Origin of the sequence: Flavobacterium rhamnosiphilum, assembly GCF_004349195.1 — a bacterium.
Taxonomy (GTDB): Bacteria; Bacteroidota; Bacteroidia; order Flavobacteriales; family Flavobacteriaceae; genus Flavobacterium; species Flavobacterium rhamnosiphilum.
The window spans coordinates 447,313-464,949 of record NZ_SMLG01000001.1 but is presented as its reverse complement, the minus strand read 5'-3'; the positions used below and the strand labels follow the sequence as shown (position 1 = coordinate 464,949).

Sequence of the window (17,637 nt, the reverse complement as noted above, 5' to 3'; positions counted from 1 at the left end):
CACAGTCTTCAGCTATGCTTTTTTTGTGTTCTTAAATTCTAACCTATTGTATATACGGCAAATATACGATATAATCCTTATTGTATAAATGAAAGACAACTATTTAAGAGTAGGCACTACCTACTTTAAGAAATCCTTGTACCCTACTTTGTCGGGTGATCGCATTGAAATTTTATTACCATGGTCGCCAGAACTCATTAGGCAAGATCATGGTAAAAATGCCCTTTCGGTTGTAGAAATTTTTGATGGGTTTATTTGTTTTCCAGAAAACAGACTCGAATTTTATCTAAAAAACCATCAAGGGTATTACAATACTTATCATTCGTTAAGTAAAAACCCCATTGAAGGAGATATTACGAATACTAAGAAATTTATCACTCACATTTTCGGAGAGCAAACAGAAATTGGATTCGATTATTTGCAACTTTTGTATTTGAAACCCACACAAATATTACCCATACTTTGTTTGGTTAGCAAGGAACGTGCAACTGGAAAATCCACTTTTCTGAAATGGCTCAAGGAAATATTTGAATACAACCTTACCTACCTTACCAATGATTCGTTTTCAAGTAATTTTAATGCCGACTGGGCTTCTAAACTACTAATCTGTATAGATGAAGTGCTTTTTCAAACTGAAATCCTCACAGAACGGATTAAATACCTATCTACGACCAATGTAAACAAAATTGAAGCAAAAGGGAAAGACAGAAAAGAAATTGAATTTTTCGGGAAGTTTATTTTATGCTCTAACAATGAAACCTCCTTTATAAAAATAGATGCTGATGAAATTCGTTTTTGGGTTCGAAAAATTGACAGTTATGAAAAAGAAGATGTTCATTTTCTTAGTAAGCTAATAAAAGAAATTCCCGCTTTCCTTTATTTTCTTTCAAAACGGCAATTATCAACTGAGAACAAATCAAGAATGTGGTTTACTCCACATCAAATAAAAACAAAAGCGTTACAGAAATTAGTCAAATTCAACTGCAATAAACTGGAGAGTGAATTGGCTCATGTTCTAATCAATACCATGGATAGTTTAGATGTCGAAATGTTTCATTTTTGCTTCTCAGATTTATTAAATGTTCTCAATAAGTTTCGAATCAAATATGATGCTGCTGAAATAAAAAAAATCATTCGAAATAACTGGAAATTAGAACAGCAATCCAACTCCAATCAATATCAGAAAATCACCATTACAAATGACTTGGATTTTTACCAAAATTCAAGTAAAGGGAGGTATTATTCTGTTTCTAGGGAATTTTTAGCTCTAAATTATGATGAAATGATGACAAAAGAAGGTTAGCCCTTTATTGACGGGGCTTTGCCTTGTCATCATTTTGTCATCATTCTGTCATCAAAAATAAAAGTGATGACAAAATAGCGATGAAAAACACCCAATTGTGATGAACTGATGACAAAGTGATGACGGTCTTATCCCTTTGTCACATTGGTCTACGGTGGTTTTGTCATCATTTCATCACTTTTTTAAAGATTTTTAAACCTAAAAAGAAAACACAGCCATGAACTCTAATCAAGCTAGACAAATATCAATTGAAAAAGTACTTCAAAAACTAAATCATTTACCCTTAAAAATTATTGGTAATGATTATTGGTACTTGTCGCCTTTTAGAACAGAAGTAACACCCTCGTTTAAGGTCAATCTTAAGTTGAACAGATGGTTTGACCATGGAGAACAGATTGGTGGAAATATTATCGATTTCTTGGTTCATAAATTCGGATTTTCAATTTCCGAAGCATTAGAATATCTAAAGCCATTTGAGTGTGATTTTTCTTTTCAAAAGCAAATTTTAGATTATTCCAATCCAGAAAAAAGGCAAAATAACTTCATCAATAAAACAATTCCGATTCAACACATAGCCTTAGTGCAATATCTTGAAAGTCGGCAAATAATGAATTACAAAGAAGTGAAGCAACTTAAAGAAATTCATTATACGATCAACGACAAAGATTACTTTGGAATTGGGTTTCAAAATAATAGTGAGGGTTGGGAAATCAGATCTAAATATGCGAAAATCTGCTTGGGAAAGAAAGACATAACACTAATCACCAACGAATCAAAAACACTAAGAATCTATGAAGGTTTTTTTGACTATTTATCGTTTGTTCAGGTTAGAGAAAATTTAAGGAAGGAAGAGTCGGATTATTTGATTTTAAATTCGGTTGCATTATTGTTAAAGAATGTTCCGGTTTTAATGAATTATACTTCTATTGAATTGTATTTGGATAATGATGATGCAGGAAATAATTATACCGAATTAATCAGAAAACAATTTGAACAGGCGGTGGATTGCAGAAAATTGTATCGAGAGTATGAGGACTTAAATGATTGGTTAAAGACGATAGTTTTAAAGGAGCGAATTAAGTGTTAATGATCGAGATGTGCCAATGTGGTCACAAATTGCTTCGCATTTGCACCAAATTGGCCACTCGTTTTTTCTCCCGTTGGTCGCAAAAAAAGGAAGAGCAGTGCTCGATAGAAATTTTAATTTTCAATTAAAAAACTTCAAAATGAAGAATGACCTTATCAAATTTAGAGTTTCAAAAATAGAAAATCTCATCATAAAAAAGAAAGCGGAAGATAGTGGTGTAACTGTTTCTGAGCTTATGAGAGGATTGGTTTTTGATTATAAACTATCTCATAAATTAACAGCGGAAGAAATAGAATGCTACCAGTTACTGTCCAAATATGCTGATAATTTTAGACGAATATCCAATCTTTTCAAATTAGGGGATGTAGATGGTTTCAAGAAAGAAACCTTGGAAGCAAGTAAGCAAATACGGGAACATTTAATAAAATTCAAATGATATGATAGGACTTGCAAAAGCTTGTAGCGGAGGCGGAGGGCTTGCCAATTATGTAATAGATGAAGAAAAAGGGTATGAACTGGATAGAAATTTACTTTGTGGTGACAATCCAAAGGAAATAATGGAGGAAATGAAAATGATTCAGGATTTGAACCAAAGAGCGTCTAATAAAACTTTCAGTATGGTATTGTCGCCTGATATTAAAGACGGAGCGAAACTATCTAATAAAGACTTAAAAGAAATGACGAGAGAATATTTAAATAAGCTAGGGATTGACCCTCAAAAGCAGCAGTATATTGCATTCGTACACACGGAGAAACAACATAAGCACATTCATATTATTGCAAACAGGGTACAACCGAATGGAAAACTTATTTCAGACCATCACATTGGCAAAAAAGGACAATGGGCAGCCCACGAAATAGCCAAAGACAGAGGATTGGTTTCGGCTAAAGAGAAAATGATCGATAATATAAAAAGCATTGAACAACAGAAAGGAAATTTTAAAGACCTCAGAGGAGATATTTTTAAGAAACATCAATCGGTAATGAATACTAATCCGCAAGGTTTTAAAGAGTATCAATCTGCCATGAAAGGACTTGGTGTGAAAGTAGAATCCGTGATAAACAAACAAGGAAAGGTACAAGGACATAAATTAATAGACTCTATAACAAGTAAAGTTTTCAAAGCATCCGAAATTCACAGACACTTGGGATTAACCGCCATGATGCAACCACTGGCTCCATTGCAGGCAATAGTAAAAGTCGCAAAACTTGCAAGCAGAGATAGGGATATGGGGTATTAAAACTTCACAACTTAATAATAACTTTAAATCACAAAAAATGACCTATAAAAAAGCACAACCAAAAATAGCGGATAGCCTATCAGTATTCATTGATCAAATTGAAAAAATAGAAAAAAACACGGAATCACTTCAAAAAGTAAGTGATGGATTAAATAAAAAAATAGAAATTTTTAATCAGTTTGAACCGAAAATTAATTTTAAGCCATTAGAAACGATTAACAATAAACACATTGCTGTTTTAGAAGAAATGACTTTTCGAATCAATACAGTTTTGAATAATCATGCAAAGGATCTAGAGAACGAGAGAATGCAAAAGGATAGTTTTTTCTTTCGTTTTAGTATTATGATTGGCTTTATGTTTTTGGTTACAGTAACTACTTCTTATTTGTCATTTAAACATTATTTCCGAAAAGAAAAAGCCGAAACGCTTCTCTTAGAATCGGAAGCACTTCGGCATAAAAATGAAGCGAAATTTGTTGAGTTTCTAAATGATAATCAACTCAAGAATAAGTATAAAAAATGGTTGAACAAGTGAGATTTACTCTAAACTCTACCATGGTAAATCATCTTCTCCGTTATCCTCAAAAGACTCTTTATTAACAGATAAAAATTTAAAAGTATTGAGATAATCACCAACAGTCTTAAATTCTCCCAAATCTTGTGTCTCATCTGACTCACTCTTGTATCGTTCAAAAATCTCTAATGGGGTTATTCTGTATCCTTGTTCGTTTGCTCTAAGGATATAATCGAAAAAAAAGTCCGAAAAAGAACTATCCTGTATGTATTTTGGTTTGCCAAAGTGCTCTAATTTGTAATGATTTTGAATTATTTTTTCGGCTTCATTTTTTATGCACTTCAGCAAGTAATTGGAAACGTGGTCTTTTGTTACTCGCTGTTCTGTTTTGAATCGCAGGGTGTTGTTGGTGTATTTCCAAATCAAATTATAAATCTGACCAATAGAGAAATGATTTGTTAAATACTCCAATAAGTTTTCTATTGCAAAATCACGTTCGAATTCTATATTGAGAACCGTATTGAAATTATATGCAAAATATTTTAGAGCTTCATCTTTGGCAATCTTTTTCCAGTACAAAAAAATCTCGTCTCTGGTTAATTTTAGTTCGTCATCCGTATTTGCTAAATAATTATATAATTCAAGATTGGATAAATTGTCTTTGTAAACATTGATATTCCATTTCATTTTATGAAATTCAACCGTTAGAATTGTTTCTTTAAATTTATTTTTTTTAACACTAATGTGATCGTAATCAGATTCAGGATGCACCGTTAATATTTTTGCTTTGACAAGTGGAAGAACAAAAGATTTATTGTATTTCCAGTTCTCTTTTGTTCGAAAAGGAACAATATGAGTCAAATAGTCTGAAGACATATCACGGACTAGTATTCCGAGGCTTATTTTTTCTTCACTAGTAAGTTTATTAAAGTCTATTTTTTGAGATTCCTCAAGAATAAGTTGGTTTAAAATAAGTTCGTCTCGTTTTTTTCTATCTTCTAAATACGCTTGATATTCTACTTCACAACATGTTTTACAACGGCAATTCTCTTTATTTATGTGACTACAATTTGGACATTGCGGATCATTGGGATTTCTATCTCTATGATGCGGAACTACAATCATTTGGGTACTACATAAATCACAAACAACTTCTGATTTTTTCCAAGGAAAATTGGATTCAAAATGACTGTTAATAGGGAGATTGTATTTTGCTTTTAGTACAGTCATAGCCACTCTGCCCTCATAATATTCTTTTATTAGGGAGTTCATTTCATCCTGAGATAAGAAATTAAACTTGGTGTTCTGTTGGTGTAAACAGGAGAAATTCATTATGATAAATATTTAAGATTGCAAGGCAGATGTTTGCCTTTTCAATAGTAAATAAATAGTATAAAAAAGGCGTGGAACACAAATCAAACTGCCAAAGAGGTACTCGGAGACCCAACAACCAGAAAGACTTAGCCCACGCCAATATCGGGCATGGGCGTAAGTCTATCGATTTTGGTTGTTTAGAAGATTCCGAGTTTTCTTTGACCAAATCAATAGCTTACGCGTATTAATTTTATTTTATTTCAAAAGCAAAGGTATTGAATAAAGTGTGATAAATGAGCTCGATTTATAGATTGAAAAGTATTTATAGTCTTAAAAACATTCAGAAAGAGTCGTCAAAACAGTATCCAATCATTGAAATTTCAAATTAGAATAACTCTACAATGAAATAAATTTGTATATTTCGTTATTTTTCTTAACTTTGCACCAGAAACGAATATCATTACAAATATAATCAAATGGAAGTTAAGTTAAAAGAAATAGCAAATATTCAGTTCGGTCATTACGGACAGCCCAGTAAAGACGGGACTATTCCTTATTTACAGGCGAAACATTTTAATGAATTTGGACAATATATTGGAGAGAATGATACTTTTTTAGAGGAAAACCCAAAATCATTGGCTAATCTTTTGCGAAACGAAGATATTCTTTTTGTGGCAAAAGGGTTTCGTTTTTTCGCAACATTATATAAAGAAGAGTTTGGAAGTGCCGTTGCATCTTCCATATTTTTTATTTTACGTACCGATAAAACTAAAATTATTCCAGGGTATTTGGTTTCGGTATTAAATCTTCCGAAAAATTTATTGCACTTTCAACAGTCGGGCGCAGGAAGTTCAATTCCTTCTATTCGTAAAAACGAATTAGCGGATTTTACTTTTAATCTGATACCATTAGAACAACAGAAAAAGGTGGTAGCATTGCAAGAATTGTATTTTAAAGACATTCAAATTACAGAAACATTAATCAAAGAAAAGCAAAAACTTTTTCAAACAACAATTTCAAAAATTATAAATTAGGAACTATGGCAGAGAATAAAATTACACAAAGGGAAATCAACAATATTGTTTGGAAAGCTTGTGATACTTTACGCCCAGTAATGGGAAGCGAACAATATAAAGATTATATACTTACACTATTATTTGTAAAATACTTATCCGATGTTTGGAAAGATAAAGTAGAGCAATACCGCATTAAATATCCTGATAACGAAGAAATGGTACAACGCCAACTTCAAAGAGAGCGTTTTATATTGCCAGAAATAAGCAATTTCGATTATCTATATGAAAATCGCAGCGAACCGAACATTGGCGAAATTATCGATATTGGATTAACAGCTTTAGAGGATGCCAATCGTAGCAAATTAGCAATGGTGTTTCGTAGTATTTCTTTCAATTCTGAAACGGTGTTTGGTCAGACAAAACAGCGTAATGCTATTATGAAAAACCTATTAGTAGATTTTTCAGCATTAGATTTACAACCCTCACATTTAGAGGGCAATGACATCATCGGTGACAGTTACGAGTTTCTAATCTCAAAATTTGCTGGGGAGTCTGGTAAAAAATCGGGCGAGTTTTATACGCCAAGTGAAGTCAGTACAGTATTAGCCAAATTGGTTGACCCACAACCCGGTAATAGAATATGTGATCCCACAGCAGGGTCGGGGTCTCTGTTGATTAAAATGGCCAATGAAATAGAAGGTAAAAACTATTCACTTTACGGTCAAGAAAACAACGGAAGCACCTGGGCTTTGTGCCGTATGAATATGTTTTTGCACGAACAAGACAGTGCAACAATAGAATGGGGCGATACTATAAACAACCCAAAACTATTAGAGAACGACAATTTAATGAAGTTCCATATTGTGGTGGCAAATCCGCCCTTTAGTTTGGACAAATGGGGTGCTGATACAGCAGCTTCTGACCAGTTTAACCGTTTCCATAGAGGTGTTCCTCCAAAAAGCAAAGGAGACTATGCTTTTATCAGTCACATGATAGAAACCACCTATGAAGATGTGGGAAAAGTGGGTGTTATTGTGCCACACGGTGTATTATTTCGTAGCAGTAGCGAAGGGCAAATTCGTAAAAAACTAATCGATGAAAATTTGTTGGAAGCCGTAATCGGTTTACCGGCCAATCTCTTTTTTGGTACAGGAATTCCTGCTGCTATATTGATTTTTAACAGAGGGAAAGCCAACAATAAAGATGTATTGTTTATTGATGCCAGTCGTGAATTTGAGAGTGGTAAAAACCAAAACAAGTTAAGAGATAGTGATATAGAACACATTGTTTCGGCTTATAAATCGTTTAAAACCGCAACACCACTAATAACCGAAAAAGGAACTATTGTAGAAGACAAATACAGCTACCGTGCTACTATTGCAGACATTATAGAAAACGATTACAACCTTAATATTCCACGTTATGTAGATACATTTGAGGAAGAGGAAGAAGTAGATATCAAAGCCACACATACCAATATTACCGTACTAAAAAAACAACTAACCGAAGTAGAAAACCAAATGGAAAACTACTTGAAAGAGTTGAATTTGATTTAATAAAAGATATAGAATTTAAAATTTATTTAAGACAACAAAAAATGAAAAACGAAATAACAACAAATAATATCATTTTTGAGCAAATCAAAGAAATTGACAAAGACGGAAATGAATATTGGGGAGCAAGAAAATTATCTAAAATTTTAGAATATTCTGAATTTAGACATTTTTTACCCGTAATTGAAAGAGCTAAAGAAGCCTGTAAAAACAGTAATCAAGAAACTGATAACCATTTCGAGGATTACCTCGAGATGGTTGCTATAGGTTCTGGTGCAAAAAGAGAAATGGAAAGCGTAAAACTTTCTCGTTTTGCGTGTTACCTAATTGTACAAAATGCCGACCCATCAAAAGAAGTGGTGGCACAAGGACAAACCTATTTTGCTATTCAAACCAGAATGCGGGAAATTCAGCAAATGGAAGGGTATAACCGTTTGCCAACCGAAGACGAAAAACGATTATTCTTGCGCAACGAACTCAAAAAACACAACCTGCAACTTGCCGAAGCAGCAAAGAAAGCTGGAGTTATACAACCCGTTGATTATGCTATTTTTCAAAATCACGGCTATATGGGTTTATATGGCGGATTGGGCGCCAAAGAAATTCACGCTAAAAAAGGACTTAAAAAATCCCAACAGATATTAGACCACATGGGTAGTACCGAATTAGCAGCCAACCTATTCCGAGCTACACAAGCCGAGGACAAACTAATTCGTGATAAAGTAAAAGGCAAGAGCAACGCCAACAAGACCCACCTCGAAGTAGGTAAAAAAGTACGCCAAACCATAAAAGACTTGGGAGGAACAATGCCCGAAAACCTGCCAGTTGAAGACAGTGTGAAGAAAATTGAAAATATAGAAAAGAAAAAATTGGCACCACCAAAAAACAAAAATAATTAATGTCTAAACATTCGTAAATATGAGTTATAAAAACATAAAAGCTACAATAGATGCTATAAAAGCAAAAGTTGCAGCCTTTGGAGAATTGACAATTGAGCAAAAAAAGAAAATCAATTACAAATTCAGACTGGAGTGGAATTTTAATTCCAATAGTATGGAAGGCAACACACTTACTATTGAAGAAACACGTAGTGTCATGGTAGGTAATCTTACGGTTAATGATAAACCGTTAAAAGATGTGTTGGAAATGCAAGGTCACGACCAAGTAATTATCGAAATTTTACGCATTGGCAAAGGAGAATTAAGACTTTCCGAAAAAAGAATTTGTGAAATTCATAAGGCAATTATGCACGAAGACGATGAAACCAAAAAAGATAAAATTGGAAAATGGAAACAAGAACCCAATATGATTTACAATCATAAAGGCGAACGATATGATTTTGTTTCTCCAGAAGAAGTTGCTGATAGAATCCACAGACTTTTAGATAAAACCAATGCGGCTATTGATGCAATAAATGCAAATAAAAAAAATGCACCACATCCAATTGATGTTGCAATGGAGTTTCATTTGGAATATTTAGACATTCACCCGTTTTATGATGGAAACGGAAGAACGGCTCGAATATTGACAAATCTTATTCTTATTTCTTTAGGCTACAATCCGTTTTGGATTAACGAAAAAGACCGTAAGATTTATTACACCTATATCAGCGACATTCAAGGATATGGTGGTTCTAAAGAATTGTTTTTTGAATATTGTGCGGGTTTAATTGAACGTTCTGAGCAATTAGTTTTAAATGCTATTCAGGGTATTGATATTGAGGAAGAAGATGATTTGCATAAAGAAATTTCTATGTGGAAGAAACAATTGGTTAAAAAAGATGAGGTTTTTCCGCAATCCAACTATGCAGTGGCGCAAATATACCAGAGAACGTTAAAAACTTTGTTTACTTCTTTTTTGAGCCAAATGGCATCTTTTGATGAATTGTTTACCAAGAAACAAATCACAAACCATATTAATTCCAAACATTTAAAATCACAACAGTTAGAGCATTTTGATGAATTGTTTGATGATATTATCAATCGGTCAAAACTTTCTAAAGAGGAATTAAATGAATTGGAATTAAAACCGATTGAGGGAGTTCACACCATTGAACTCAAAGTATATTATAGCGGTTTCAAGAATGATGGATTAAACACATTCAGTACCTATTCTGATTTGTACGTTGGTTTTAATGAATATAGCTATGTTATTAATGACCACGGAAGCAACAATGAAAAAAATAATTTTGTGAAAAAACTGTATTCCGAATTATTGACAGAAGAAGAAATCAAGACTATTGTAAAAACGATGATTTCCAAACAATTCGAAAAAATTAAATCTTCGGTGAAAAATCAATAATTTTTTATTAAAAAATTAAACTAACATGAACGATACCGTTACAACCCCGATACAAACACAAAATACTGAAATACCAAACGGTTTTAAACAAACTTGTATTGGTCTTATTCCTGAAGATTGGGAGGCAATTTCATTCGGTGATTTGTTTGATTTCAAGAACGGAATTAATGCGTCAAAAGAATTCTATGGAGAAGGAGTGAAATTCATCAATATTATGGAAATTATTTATAATAATTACATAACAATTGATATGATAAAAGGAAGTGTACTCATTACAAAAGAACAATTAGATAATTACACTGTAAATAAAGGAGATGTTTTGTTTAATAGAACTTCTGAAACTCAATCAGAAGTCGGATTATCAGCAGTTTATTTAAGTGATGAAAAAGTAGTTTTTGGTGGTTTTGTTATTCGTGGTGTTTCAAAAAATGACAAATTGGATTTAGATTTCAAAAAATTCTGTTTCCTTTCAAAAATAGTTAGAAATCAAATTATTCAAAGTGGTCAAGGAGCAGTAAGGACTAATATTGGTCAAGGAGATTTACAAAAACTCTACCTACCAATCCCGCCACTTCCAGAACAACAAAAAATAGCCAAAATCCTTTCCACTTGGGATGCTGCTATTGATAACTGCAAAGCGATTATTGATAATATAAAAATTAGAAATAAAGGACTTTTGAATAAATTGATAATTGAAAATGGGGAATTAAAAGTGAAATTAGAAGGCGTATTTATCGAAAGTAAAATTCCTGCCATAAATTCAAATGTAAATAAAAGAATTACAGTAAGGTTGAATCTAAAAGGAATTGAGAAAAGAGGAGTTAGAGGAAGTGAAATGGATGAAGCGACTGCATATTATTTAAGAAAAGCTGGGCAATTTATTTATGGTAAACAAAATTTGCATAAAGGAGCGTTTGGTATTATTCCAAATGAGTTGGATGGATTTGAAAGTAGTTCAGATATCCCTGCTTTTGATGTAAATGAAAATTTTAATATAAACTATATTTTCTATTATTTTTCAAGAGTACATTTTTTTGAAAAACTTGAAGACATTTCTACTGGTACTGGTTCAAAAAGAATACAACCACGAGAGCTTTATAAAATTCATATAAAAATACCATCGACTATTGATAAACAAAATGAAATAGTTGAAATATTAGATACAGCCACTGAAGAACTAAATCAATACCAACAAAAACTACAAACCTTACAGTTGCAGAAAAAAGGCTTGATGCAACAATTATTAACCGGTAAAATTAGAACCGTGTAGAAAAAAAAATTAACCAAACCAACATTAAAATATGAATACATCTGAAACCTTTCAAGAATTCCTGGACAATATTAAAATTATCGAAGATAATGCTACTACAATTTCTAGCAGATATGCTCGAATAACCAAAGCTTTAAATCAATATTTTCGTGATACAGAATCAACAACAGCAAACAGTTTACAGGTTGGTTCTTATGGTAGATATAGCGGGATTAAAGGGATTTCAGATTTAGACATGTTGTACATTATGCCTAATTCTAAGTGGGATGATTATAATAAAAGTGGTGGGCAAACTAAACTATTGCAAGACACAAAAAAAGCAATTGAAAAAACATATTCTGCTTCAGATATAAAAGTGGATAGATGTGTTGTAACCGTAAGTTTTTCAGATGGCACCCACATAGATGTTCAGCCTGTTTTTGAAGTAGAGGATAACGATTACAAGTATCCTGATACTTACGGTGATGGATCGTGGAAGATTACAAAACCAAGAAAAGAAATGGATGCTATGACAGAAGCCGACCCTAATAAGAACAAAAATCTTAGAAGACTTTGTAAGATGGCTAGGTCTTGGAAGAATAAACATGGTGTTTGCATGGGAGGTTTGTTAATCGATACTTTAGCATATAATTTCTTAAATTCTACAACTTATTTTGATACTAAAAGTTTTGTTTATTATGACGAAATGAGTCGAGATTTTTTTAAATATTTATACGACCAACCTAAAGATCAGAAAGAATACGGAGCTTTAGGTAGTAAACAACGTGTAAAAGTGAGAAAATCTTTTAGGAGAAAATCTAAAAAAGCATATGATCTAGCATGTAAGGCTATTGATACTACTTCGGATAAAACAAAGCATAATAAATGGCGAGATATTTATGGTAATGATTTCCCTAAATATCAAAACGAAGAAAGCGAAGCAAAAGCACTCAATCTTTCATACAAAAGTAATGAGGAGCATATCGAAAATTTATATCCTATCGAAATTAGATATAATCTTGAGATTGATTGTGAAGTTAAACAAAATGGTTTTAGAGAAGGTTTGCTTAGGGAATATTTAATAAAAAAGTACCCTTTATTAAGAGGTAAATCACTTCGGTTTTTCATTTCAGAAATAAATATTCCATATCCATATATTGTAAAATGGAAAGTCACAAATAGAGGAAATGAAGCCATTAAAAGAAATTGTATTAGAGGGCAAATTACTAGCGATTTTGGAAGTGAGCAAATAGTTGAAACCACAGATTTTAATGGTGAACATTTTGTTGAATGTTATATTATTAAAAATAACATAGTAATAGCAAAAGATTCAATTGATGTACCCATTTCAGCATAATTTTATAAAAAAAGACTAAGCCATGAGCGAACAAATAGCTTTACTAGAATCTCAAATTAGAGAAATATACGGAAGAGTAGTTTACACCCACAAAACGCATGAAAAATGTGCGGATGTTTTAAAAGAAAGAAATGATTGCTTGAAAATAACAGAGGTAATACTCTCAGCATTAACAACTACAAGTATATTAGTCTTGATTTTTGGTGATGGAATTGTATTTCAATTTCTTGCAGCATTATTTTCTACAACATTGTTATGTTTAACTTTATATTCAAAAGACTATAATTTATTGGCATTAGCAGAAAAACATAAGCAAGCGGCATTGGATATATTAGAAGTTAGAGAAAAATTATTGTCATTATTAGTTGATATTAGAATTGGTAATAAAAATGTGAATGATTATCAGTTAGAAAGAAATAAACTTAACGAGCAATTGGTAAATACGTACAGAGGTGCTCCGAAAACAATAAATAAAGCATATAAAATCGCATCTAAAGCCTTACAAAAAAATGAAGAATTTACATTTTCTGATGAGGAAATTGATAAATTTTTACCTGAAAGTTTAAGGAAATCAAATTAATTTATCAGTAGGAATTATGACTCCATCATATATAGAAGACCACATCAGTCAAATACCGGCATTGCAATTACTCATAAAAATGGGGTATCAATACGTGTCTCCAGACGAAGCAATGGAGTTACGGGGTGGCAGAACCAGTAATGTATTGCTGGAACCAATTTTAAAAAAACAACTCGAAAAAATAAACAGCATTCAATACAAAGACAAAGAGTTTGCTTTTTCAGAGAGTAACATCAATGCGGCGATAATTGCTTTACGGGAATTACCAATTCAGGATGGTTTTATAAAAGCAAATCAAGCATTCTATGACTTAATTACTTTGGGTAAAAGTTTAGAACAAACCATTCTAAACGATAAAAAAAGCTTCTCTTTTCAATACATCGATTGGAAAAATATAGAAAATAATACATTTCACGTTACGGAGGAATACGCAGTTTTGCGAAGTGAAAGAAATGACACCTATCGCCCGGATATTGTTTTGTTTGTCAATGGAATTCCAATGGTAGTTATTGAATGTAAAAGCAATGTGATAAAAGACCCAATAAATCAAGCCATTTCACAACACTTACGAAACCAACAAGAAGACGGAATAAAAGGATTATACCAGTATTCTAATTTAGTAATGTCATTAGCGGTAAACGAAGCAAGATATGCAACCACAGCCACGCAAAAAGAGTTTTGGAGTGTATGGAAAGAAGTATTTAGAACTAAAGAAGAGGGAATGCAGTACGGGGACGCTATTAGACAACTAAAAAATAGTGAATTGCCTAATACGGAACGAACAGCCATTTTTAACCAACGATTTAGTAATGTATTGCATTATTTTAATCAATTGGAAAAAGAAGAAGTAATTGTAACCGAACAAGACAAATTAGTATTTAGTTTATGCCAAAAACAAAGGCTTTTAGACTTGATTTTTAATTACATTGTGTATGATGATGGAATAAAAAAAATAACCCGATACCAACAATATTTTGCAATAAAGGAAACACTTAAAAAAATTAGTGTTGCAGATGCAAATGGGAAGCGAACGGGTGGAGTAATTTGGCACACCCAAGGAAGTGGAAAATCGCTTACAATGGTAATGTTAGCGCAACTAATCGCAACCCAAAAAACAATAAAAAATCCAAAAATTATTCTTGTTACCGATAGAATAGATTTAAACACGCAAATAACGGAGACATTTCAAAAATGCCACGTTGATGTAGAAGAAGCACAAACAGGAAAGCATTTAGTAGAATTAATCAATAGTCCAACGGATGCTGTAATTACAACATTGATACACAAATTTGAAGCAGCTATAAACCAATCAAAAGAGGGATTTACATCACCTAATATTTTTGTGTTGATAGATGAAGGACACCGCAGCCAATACGGTACGTTTAATGTGAAAATGCAAAAGGTTTTCCCAAATGCTTGTTTTGTGGCATTTACAGGAACGCCATTGATGAAGAAAGAAAAAAGTACAGCTAATAAATTTGGAGGTTTAATCGATGTGTATTCCATTACAGATGCGGTTGAGGATAAGGCAGTAGTCCCTTTACTTTATGAAGGAAGGCATAACTTAATTGAAGTAAATGAAAAGCCGCTGGATACTTTTTTCGATAAAGTTTCCGAGCCACTTACGCCTTATGGAAAGACAGCACTAAAAAGAAAATACAGTACGGCAAATCAACTCAACAAAGCCGATCAAGTCATTTATGCAAGAGCTTGGGATATTAGCGAACATTTCGAAGATAATATTCAAGGTACTGGATTTAAAGGGCAATTAGTGGCACCCAATAAAACTACTGCTATAAAATACCGAGAATATATAAAAGAAATTGGCAAAGTAAGTTGTGAGGTATTGATTTCCGCACCCGATACAAGAGAAAATTACGATGATGCTTTTGAAGAAAACGAAGATGTAGTGTTGAAGTTTTACAAAGCAATGATGAGTAAATATGGGAAGCAATTAGATTACGAAAAATCAGTAATTAGTGCTTTTAAAAAACAGGAACAACCCGAAATAATTATTGTCGTAGATAAATTATTAACCGGTTTTGATGCGCCAAACAATCAAGTTTTATACATTACCCGAAGTTTAAAAGAACATACTTTACTTCAAGCCATTGCAAGGGTAAACAGAGTGGCACCAGGAAAAGAATATGGTTTTATTATTGATTACTTTGGAAATTTAGAAAATTTGGACAATGCACTAAATACATATAGTGGCTTAAATGATTTTGAACAAGAAGAGTTAATAGGAACAATAATAAACATCAATAAGGAAATAGAGAAATTGCCACAAGCACACAGTGAGTTGTGGGATATTTTTAAAACCATAAAAAACAAATACGATGCCGAAGCCTATTCTGAATTATTGAGTGATGAAAGTATCAGACATCCATTCTATGAAAAGTTGTCTGCCTTTGTCCGTTTGTTCAAATTAGCAATGGCATCTATTGAGTTTAATGATATTGAGAACGAAAAAACCATTGATAAATACAAAAAAGACAGTAAATTTTTCTTGCAGTTAAGAGTAGATGTAAAGCGAAGATACTTTGATGATTTAGATTACAAAGAATATGAACCACAAGTACAAAAGTTAATAGATAAGCACATTACAACCCACGGAGAAGTATTAAAAATAACCGAACTCGTAAATATTTTTGATAAAGAAAAACGAGAGGCAGAAGTAGAAAAAATGATAGGCAAAGCGGCAAAAGCAGACCATATTGCAACGCGTACCGTAAAAGCTATTAATGTCAAGATGAATGAAGATCCAATCTTCTACAAAAACCTATCTACATTAATTAGGGAAGCCATAAATGATTATCATCAGCACCGAATTGACGAAGCATTATATTTACAAAAAGCCAAAGAATACGAAAATCAATTCCTTACCGGAAAACAAAACAATGTTCCAAATAGTATCCAAGACAAACCCAACGCGGTTGCTTTTTACAATCTGATAAATGCGGTTTTAGAAAATAGTTTCAATAATACTCCAGAACCAAAGGAAGTACAAGCCAGTGCAGCTTTAGAAATAGAAGATTGCATTAAGAATGTAGTTTATGAAAATAGTACGCTCATTATTGATTGGCAAACCAATACAGAGATTGAGAAAGAATTGAAAAATAATTTAGATGATTTACTTTTCGAAAAACAGCAGCAATACGAAACGCAATTCTCATTTGATAAAATAGATGAGCTAATAGAAGAAGTAATTAAAATTGCCAAACTAAAATACATTTAATGGTACATTCTATCCAACAAGTAAGTTATGGTAGCAAAAGCATTGAATATAATTTGTCTTTTGCTACAAGAAAATCGTTAGGTATAAAAGTATTACCTGATGGTATGGTAACTGTTATTGCCCCTAACGATACCAGCTTATTTGATATTAATAAAAAAGTAAAAACAAAAGCCAATTGGATATTAAAACAACAAGCCTTTTTTTGTAGTTACAAACCAAATACACCAGAGCGTAAGTATATTAATGGCGAAACACATTTGTATTTAGGAAGACAATATAAGTTGCAAATCATTGAAGATACTGTAAATGAAATAAAGATTTATAGAGGTGCAATGATTATGAAAACTAAAAAAACGAATCCTGAATATTTAGAAAAAAAACTAAATGAATGGTACAAGGAAAAAGCAATTTTTCATTTTGAGGAGTTGTTAAATAGTTCGTTAGAGAAATTCATAAAATTTAAAATAGAGAAACCGGTTTTAGATATAAGATTAATGCAAAAGCGTTGGGGCAGTTGTACCAAATCAGGTAAAATAATTCTAAATACAGAATTAATAAAAGCCCCAAAAGGAAGTATCGAATATGTTGTAATTCACGAACTATGTCATTTGATACATTACAATCACAACAAAGATTTTTATGATTTACAGAGCAGGGTATCCCCCAATTGGGAAAAATGGAAAGAAAAATTAGAACACGCTTTGTCTTGATTTTGAATCAATTTGAGGCAAAACAATTTAAAAAAAAATAAAATTGTTTTGTAAATGCCATCCTTATTCCATTAGGTAAACTCTTTTTTTACTAGTGCAGGATAAAATGCGATGTATGTTGTTTAATGCAGTTCTAGAGCTATCTAAAGGATTGTTTTGCTTATGACGGAACTG

General features: G+C 32.3%; 15 protein-coding genes. 14 read left to right on the top strand and 1 reads right to left on the bottom strand.

The features are described from left to right. Positions 1 to 88 precede the first annotated feature (88 nt). The 5 genes from E0I26_RS01975 (at position 89) to E0I26_RS01955 (ending at position 4,166) form a co-directional block, all read left to right on the top strand. Positions 89 to 1,303, top strand: coding sequence for a primase-helicase family protein (locus E0I26_RS01975; protein WP_131914820.1), 1,215 nt, complete (start codon positions 89 to 91; stop codon positions 1,301 to 1,303). Between the two features lie 217 nt (positions 1,304 to 1,520). Next, the gene (locus E0I26_RS01970) at positions 1,521 to 2,390 is read left to right on the top strand and encodes a toprim domain-containing protein (protein ID WP_131914819.1); all 870 of its coding nucleotides are present in this window, start codon (positions 1,521 to 1,523) and stop codon (positions 2,388 to 2,390) included. 139 nt (positions 2,391 to 2,529) lie between these two features. Further along, positions 2,530 to 2,826: a plasmid mobilization protein gene (locus E0I26_RS01965; RefSeq protein ID WP_131914818.1), complete on the top strand. Its 297-nt coding sequence runs from the start codon at positions 2,530 to 2,532 to the stop codon at positions 2,824 to 2,826. A gap of 1 nt (position 2,827) precedes the next feature. Further along, positions 2,828 to 3,631, top strand: coding sequence for a relaxase/mobilization nuclease domain-containing protein (locus E0I26_RS01960; protein ID WP_131914817.1), 804 nt, complete (start codon positions 2,828 to 2,830; stop codon positions 3,629 to 3,631). Between the two features lie 37 nt (positions 3,632 to 3,668). Then, positions 3,669 to 4,166 carry a hypothetical protein gene (locus E0I26_RS01955; RefSeq protein ID WP_131914816.1) on the top strand — a complete coding sequence of 166 codons (498 nt, stop codon included), beginning with the start codon at positions 3,669 to 3,671 and terminating at the stop codon, positions 4,164 to 4,166. 15 nt (positions 4,167 to 4,181) lie between these two features. On the opposite strand, the gene E0I26_RS01950 is transcribed toward E0I26_RS01955, so the two are convergent. Continuing rightward, entirely contained in the window at positions 4,182 to 5,477 is a 1,296-nt protein-coding gene (locus tag E0I26_RS01950; protein ID WP_131914815.1) for a hypothetical protein, read from the bottom strand. 458 nt (positions 5,478 to 5,935) lie between these two features. On the opposite strand from E0I26_RS01950, the gene E0I26_RS01945 reads away from it, so the two are divergent. Genes E0I26_RS01945 through E0I26_RS01905 form a run of 9 tightly spaced genes read left to right on the top strand, consistent with a single transcriptional unit; the run spans position 5,936 to position 17,463 of the window. Beyond that, positions 5,936 to 6,493, top strand: coding sequence for a restriction endonuclease subunit S (locus tag E0I26_RS01945; RefSeq protein ID WP_131914814.1), 558 nt, complete (start codon positions 5,936 to 5,938; stop codon positions 6,491 to 6,493). A gap of 5 nt (positions 6,494 to 6,498) precedes the next feature. Then, positions 6,499 to 8,031: a type I restriction-modification system subunit M gene (locus E0I26_RS01940; protein ID WP_131914813.1), complete on the top strand. Its 1,533-nt coding sequence runs from the start codon at positions 6,499 to 6,501 to the stop codon at positions 8,029 to 8,031. A gap of 41 nt (positions 8,032 to 8,072) precedes the next feature. Further along, on the top strand, positions 8,073 to 8,927 hold the full coding sequence (gene dinD / locus E0I26_RS01935) for a DNA damage-inducible protein D (RefSeq protein WP_131914812.1): 855 nt from the start codon (positions 8,073 to 8,075) through the stop codon (positions 8,925 to 8,927). Between the two features lie 19 nt (positions 8,928 to 8,946). Next, on the top strand, positions 8,947 to 10,329 hold the full coding sequence (locus E0I26_RS01930) for a Fic family protein (RefSeq protein ID WP_131914811.1): 1,383 nt from the start codon (positions 8,947 to 8,949) through the stop codon (positions 10,327 to 10,329). A 25-nt stretch (positions 10,330 to 10,354) separates the two neighbouring features. Next, positions 10,355 to 11,599, top strand: a complete 1,245-nt coding sequence (locus E0I26_RS01925; RefSeq protein ID WP_131914810.1) for a restriction endonuclease subunit S — start codon at positions 10,355 to 10,357, stop codon at positions 11,597 to 11,599. A gap of 31 nt (positions 11,600 to 11,630) precedes the next feature. Further along, positions 11,631 to 12,935 (top strand): nucleotide-binding domain-containing protein, encoded by a 1,305-nt coding sequence (locus E0I26_RS01920; RefSeq protein ID WP_131914809.1) that lies wholly within the window; start codon positions 11,631 to 11,633, stop codon positions 12,933 to 12,935. 22 nt (positions 12,936 to 12,957) lie between these two features. Continuing rightward, positions 12,958 to 13,515 (top strand): SLATT domain-containing protein, encoded by a 558-nt coding sequence (locus tag E0I26_RS01915; protein ID WP_131914808.1) that lies wholly within the window; start codon positions 12,958 to 12,960, stop codon positions 13,513 to 13,515. Between the two features lie 16 nt (positions 13,516 to 13,531). Then, positions 13,532 to 16,753 (top strand): type I restriction endonuclease subunit R, encoded by a 3,222-nt coding sequence (locus E0I26_RS01910; protein WP_131914807.1) that lies wholly within the window; start codon positions 13,532 to 13,534, stop codon positions 16,751 to 16,753. Continuing rightward, entirely contained in the window at positions 16,753 to 17,463 is a 711-nt protein-coding gene (locus E0I26_RS01905) for a M48 family metallopeptidase (RefSeq protein ID WP_131914806.1), read from the top strand. Before E0I26_RS01910 ends, E0I26_RS01905 begins: the two co-directional genes overlap by 1 nt. Positions 17,464 to 17,637: the final 174 nt, after the last annotated feature.

What these genes read in the sequence shown, in the direction of transcription:
- dinD (WP_131914812.1), top strand. Translation starts at nt 8,073, where the DNA reads ATGAAAAACGAAATAACAACAAATAATATCATTTTTGAGCAAATCAAA.
- E0I26_RS01965 (WP_131914818.1), top strand. Translation starts at nt 2,530, where the DNA reads ATGAAGAATGACCTTATCAAATTTAGAGTTTCAAAAATAGAAAATCTC.
- E0I26_RS01910 (WP_131914807.1), top strand. Translation starts at nt 13,532, where the DNA reads ATGACTCCATCATATATAGAAGACCACATCAGTCAAATACCGGCATTG.
- E0I26_RS01975 (WP_131914820.1), top strand. Translation starts at nt 89, where the DNA reads ATGAAAGACAACTATTTAAGAGTAGGCACTACCTACTTTAAGAAATCC.
- E0I26_RS01925 (WP_131914810.1), top strand. Translation starts at nt 10,355, where the DNA reads ATGAACGATACCGTTACAACCCCGATACAAACACAAAATACTGAAATA.
- E0I26_RS01970 (WP_131914819.1), top strand. Translation starts at nt 1,521, where the DNA reads ATGAACTCTAATCAAGCTAGACAAATATCAATTGAAAAAGTACTTCAA.
- E0I26_RS01920 (WP_131914809.1), top strand. Translation starts at nt 11,631, where the DNA reads ATGAATACATCTGAAACCTTTCAAGAATTCCTGGACAATATTAAAATT.
- E0I26_RS01930 (WP_131914811.1), top strand. Translation starts at nt 8,947, where the DNA reads ATGAGTTATAAAAACATAAAAGCTACAATAGATGCTATAAAAGCAAAA.
- E0I26_RS01945 (WP_131914814.1), top strand. Translation starts at nt 5,936, where the DNA reads ATGGAAGTTAAGTTAAAAGAAATAGCAAATATTCAGTTCGGTCATTAC.
- E0I26_RS01940 (WP_131914813.1), top strand. Translation starts at nt 6,499, where the DNA reads ATGGCAGAGAATAAAATTACACAAAGGGAAATCAACAATATTGTTTGG.
- E0I26_RS01960 (WP_131914817.1), top strand. Translation starts at nt 2,828, where the DNA reads ATGATAGGACTTGCAAAAGCTTGTAGCGGAGGCGGAGGGCTTGCCAAT.
- E0I26_RS01905 (WP_131914806.1), top strand. Translation starts at nt 16,753, where the DNA reads ATGGTACATTCTATCCAACAAGTAAGTTATGGTAGCAAAAGCATTGAA.
- E0I26_RS01950 (WP_131914815.1), bottom strand. Translation starts at nt 5,477, where the DNA reads ATGAATTTCTCCTGTTTACACCAACAGAACACCAAGTTTAATTTCTTA.
- E0I26_RS01955 (WP_131914816.1), top strand. Translation starts at nt 3,669, where the DNA reads ATGACCTATAAAAAAGCACAACCAAAAATAGCGGATAGCCTATCAGTA.
- E0I26_RS01915 (WP_131914808.1), top strand. Translation starts at nt 12,958, where the DNA reads ATGAGCGAACAAATAGCTTTACTAGAATCTCAAATTAGAGAAATATAC.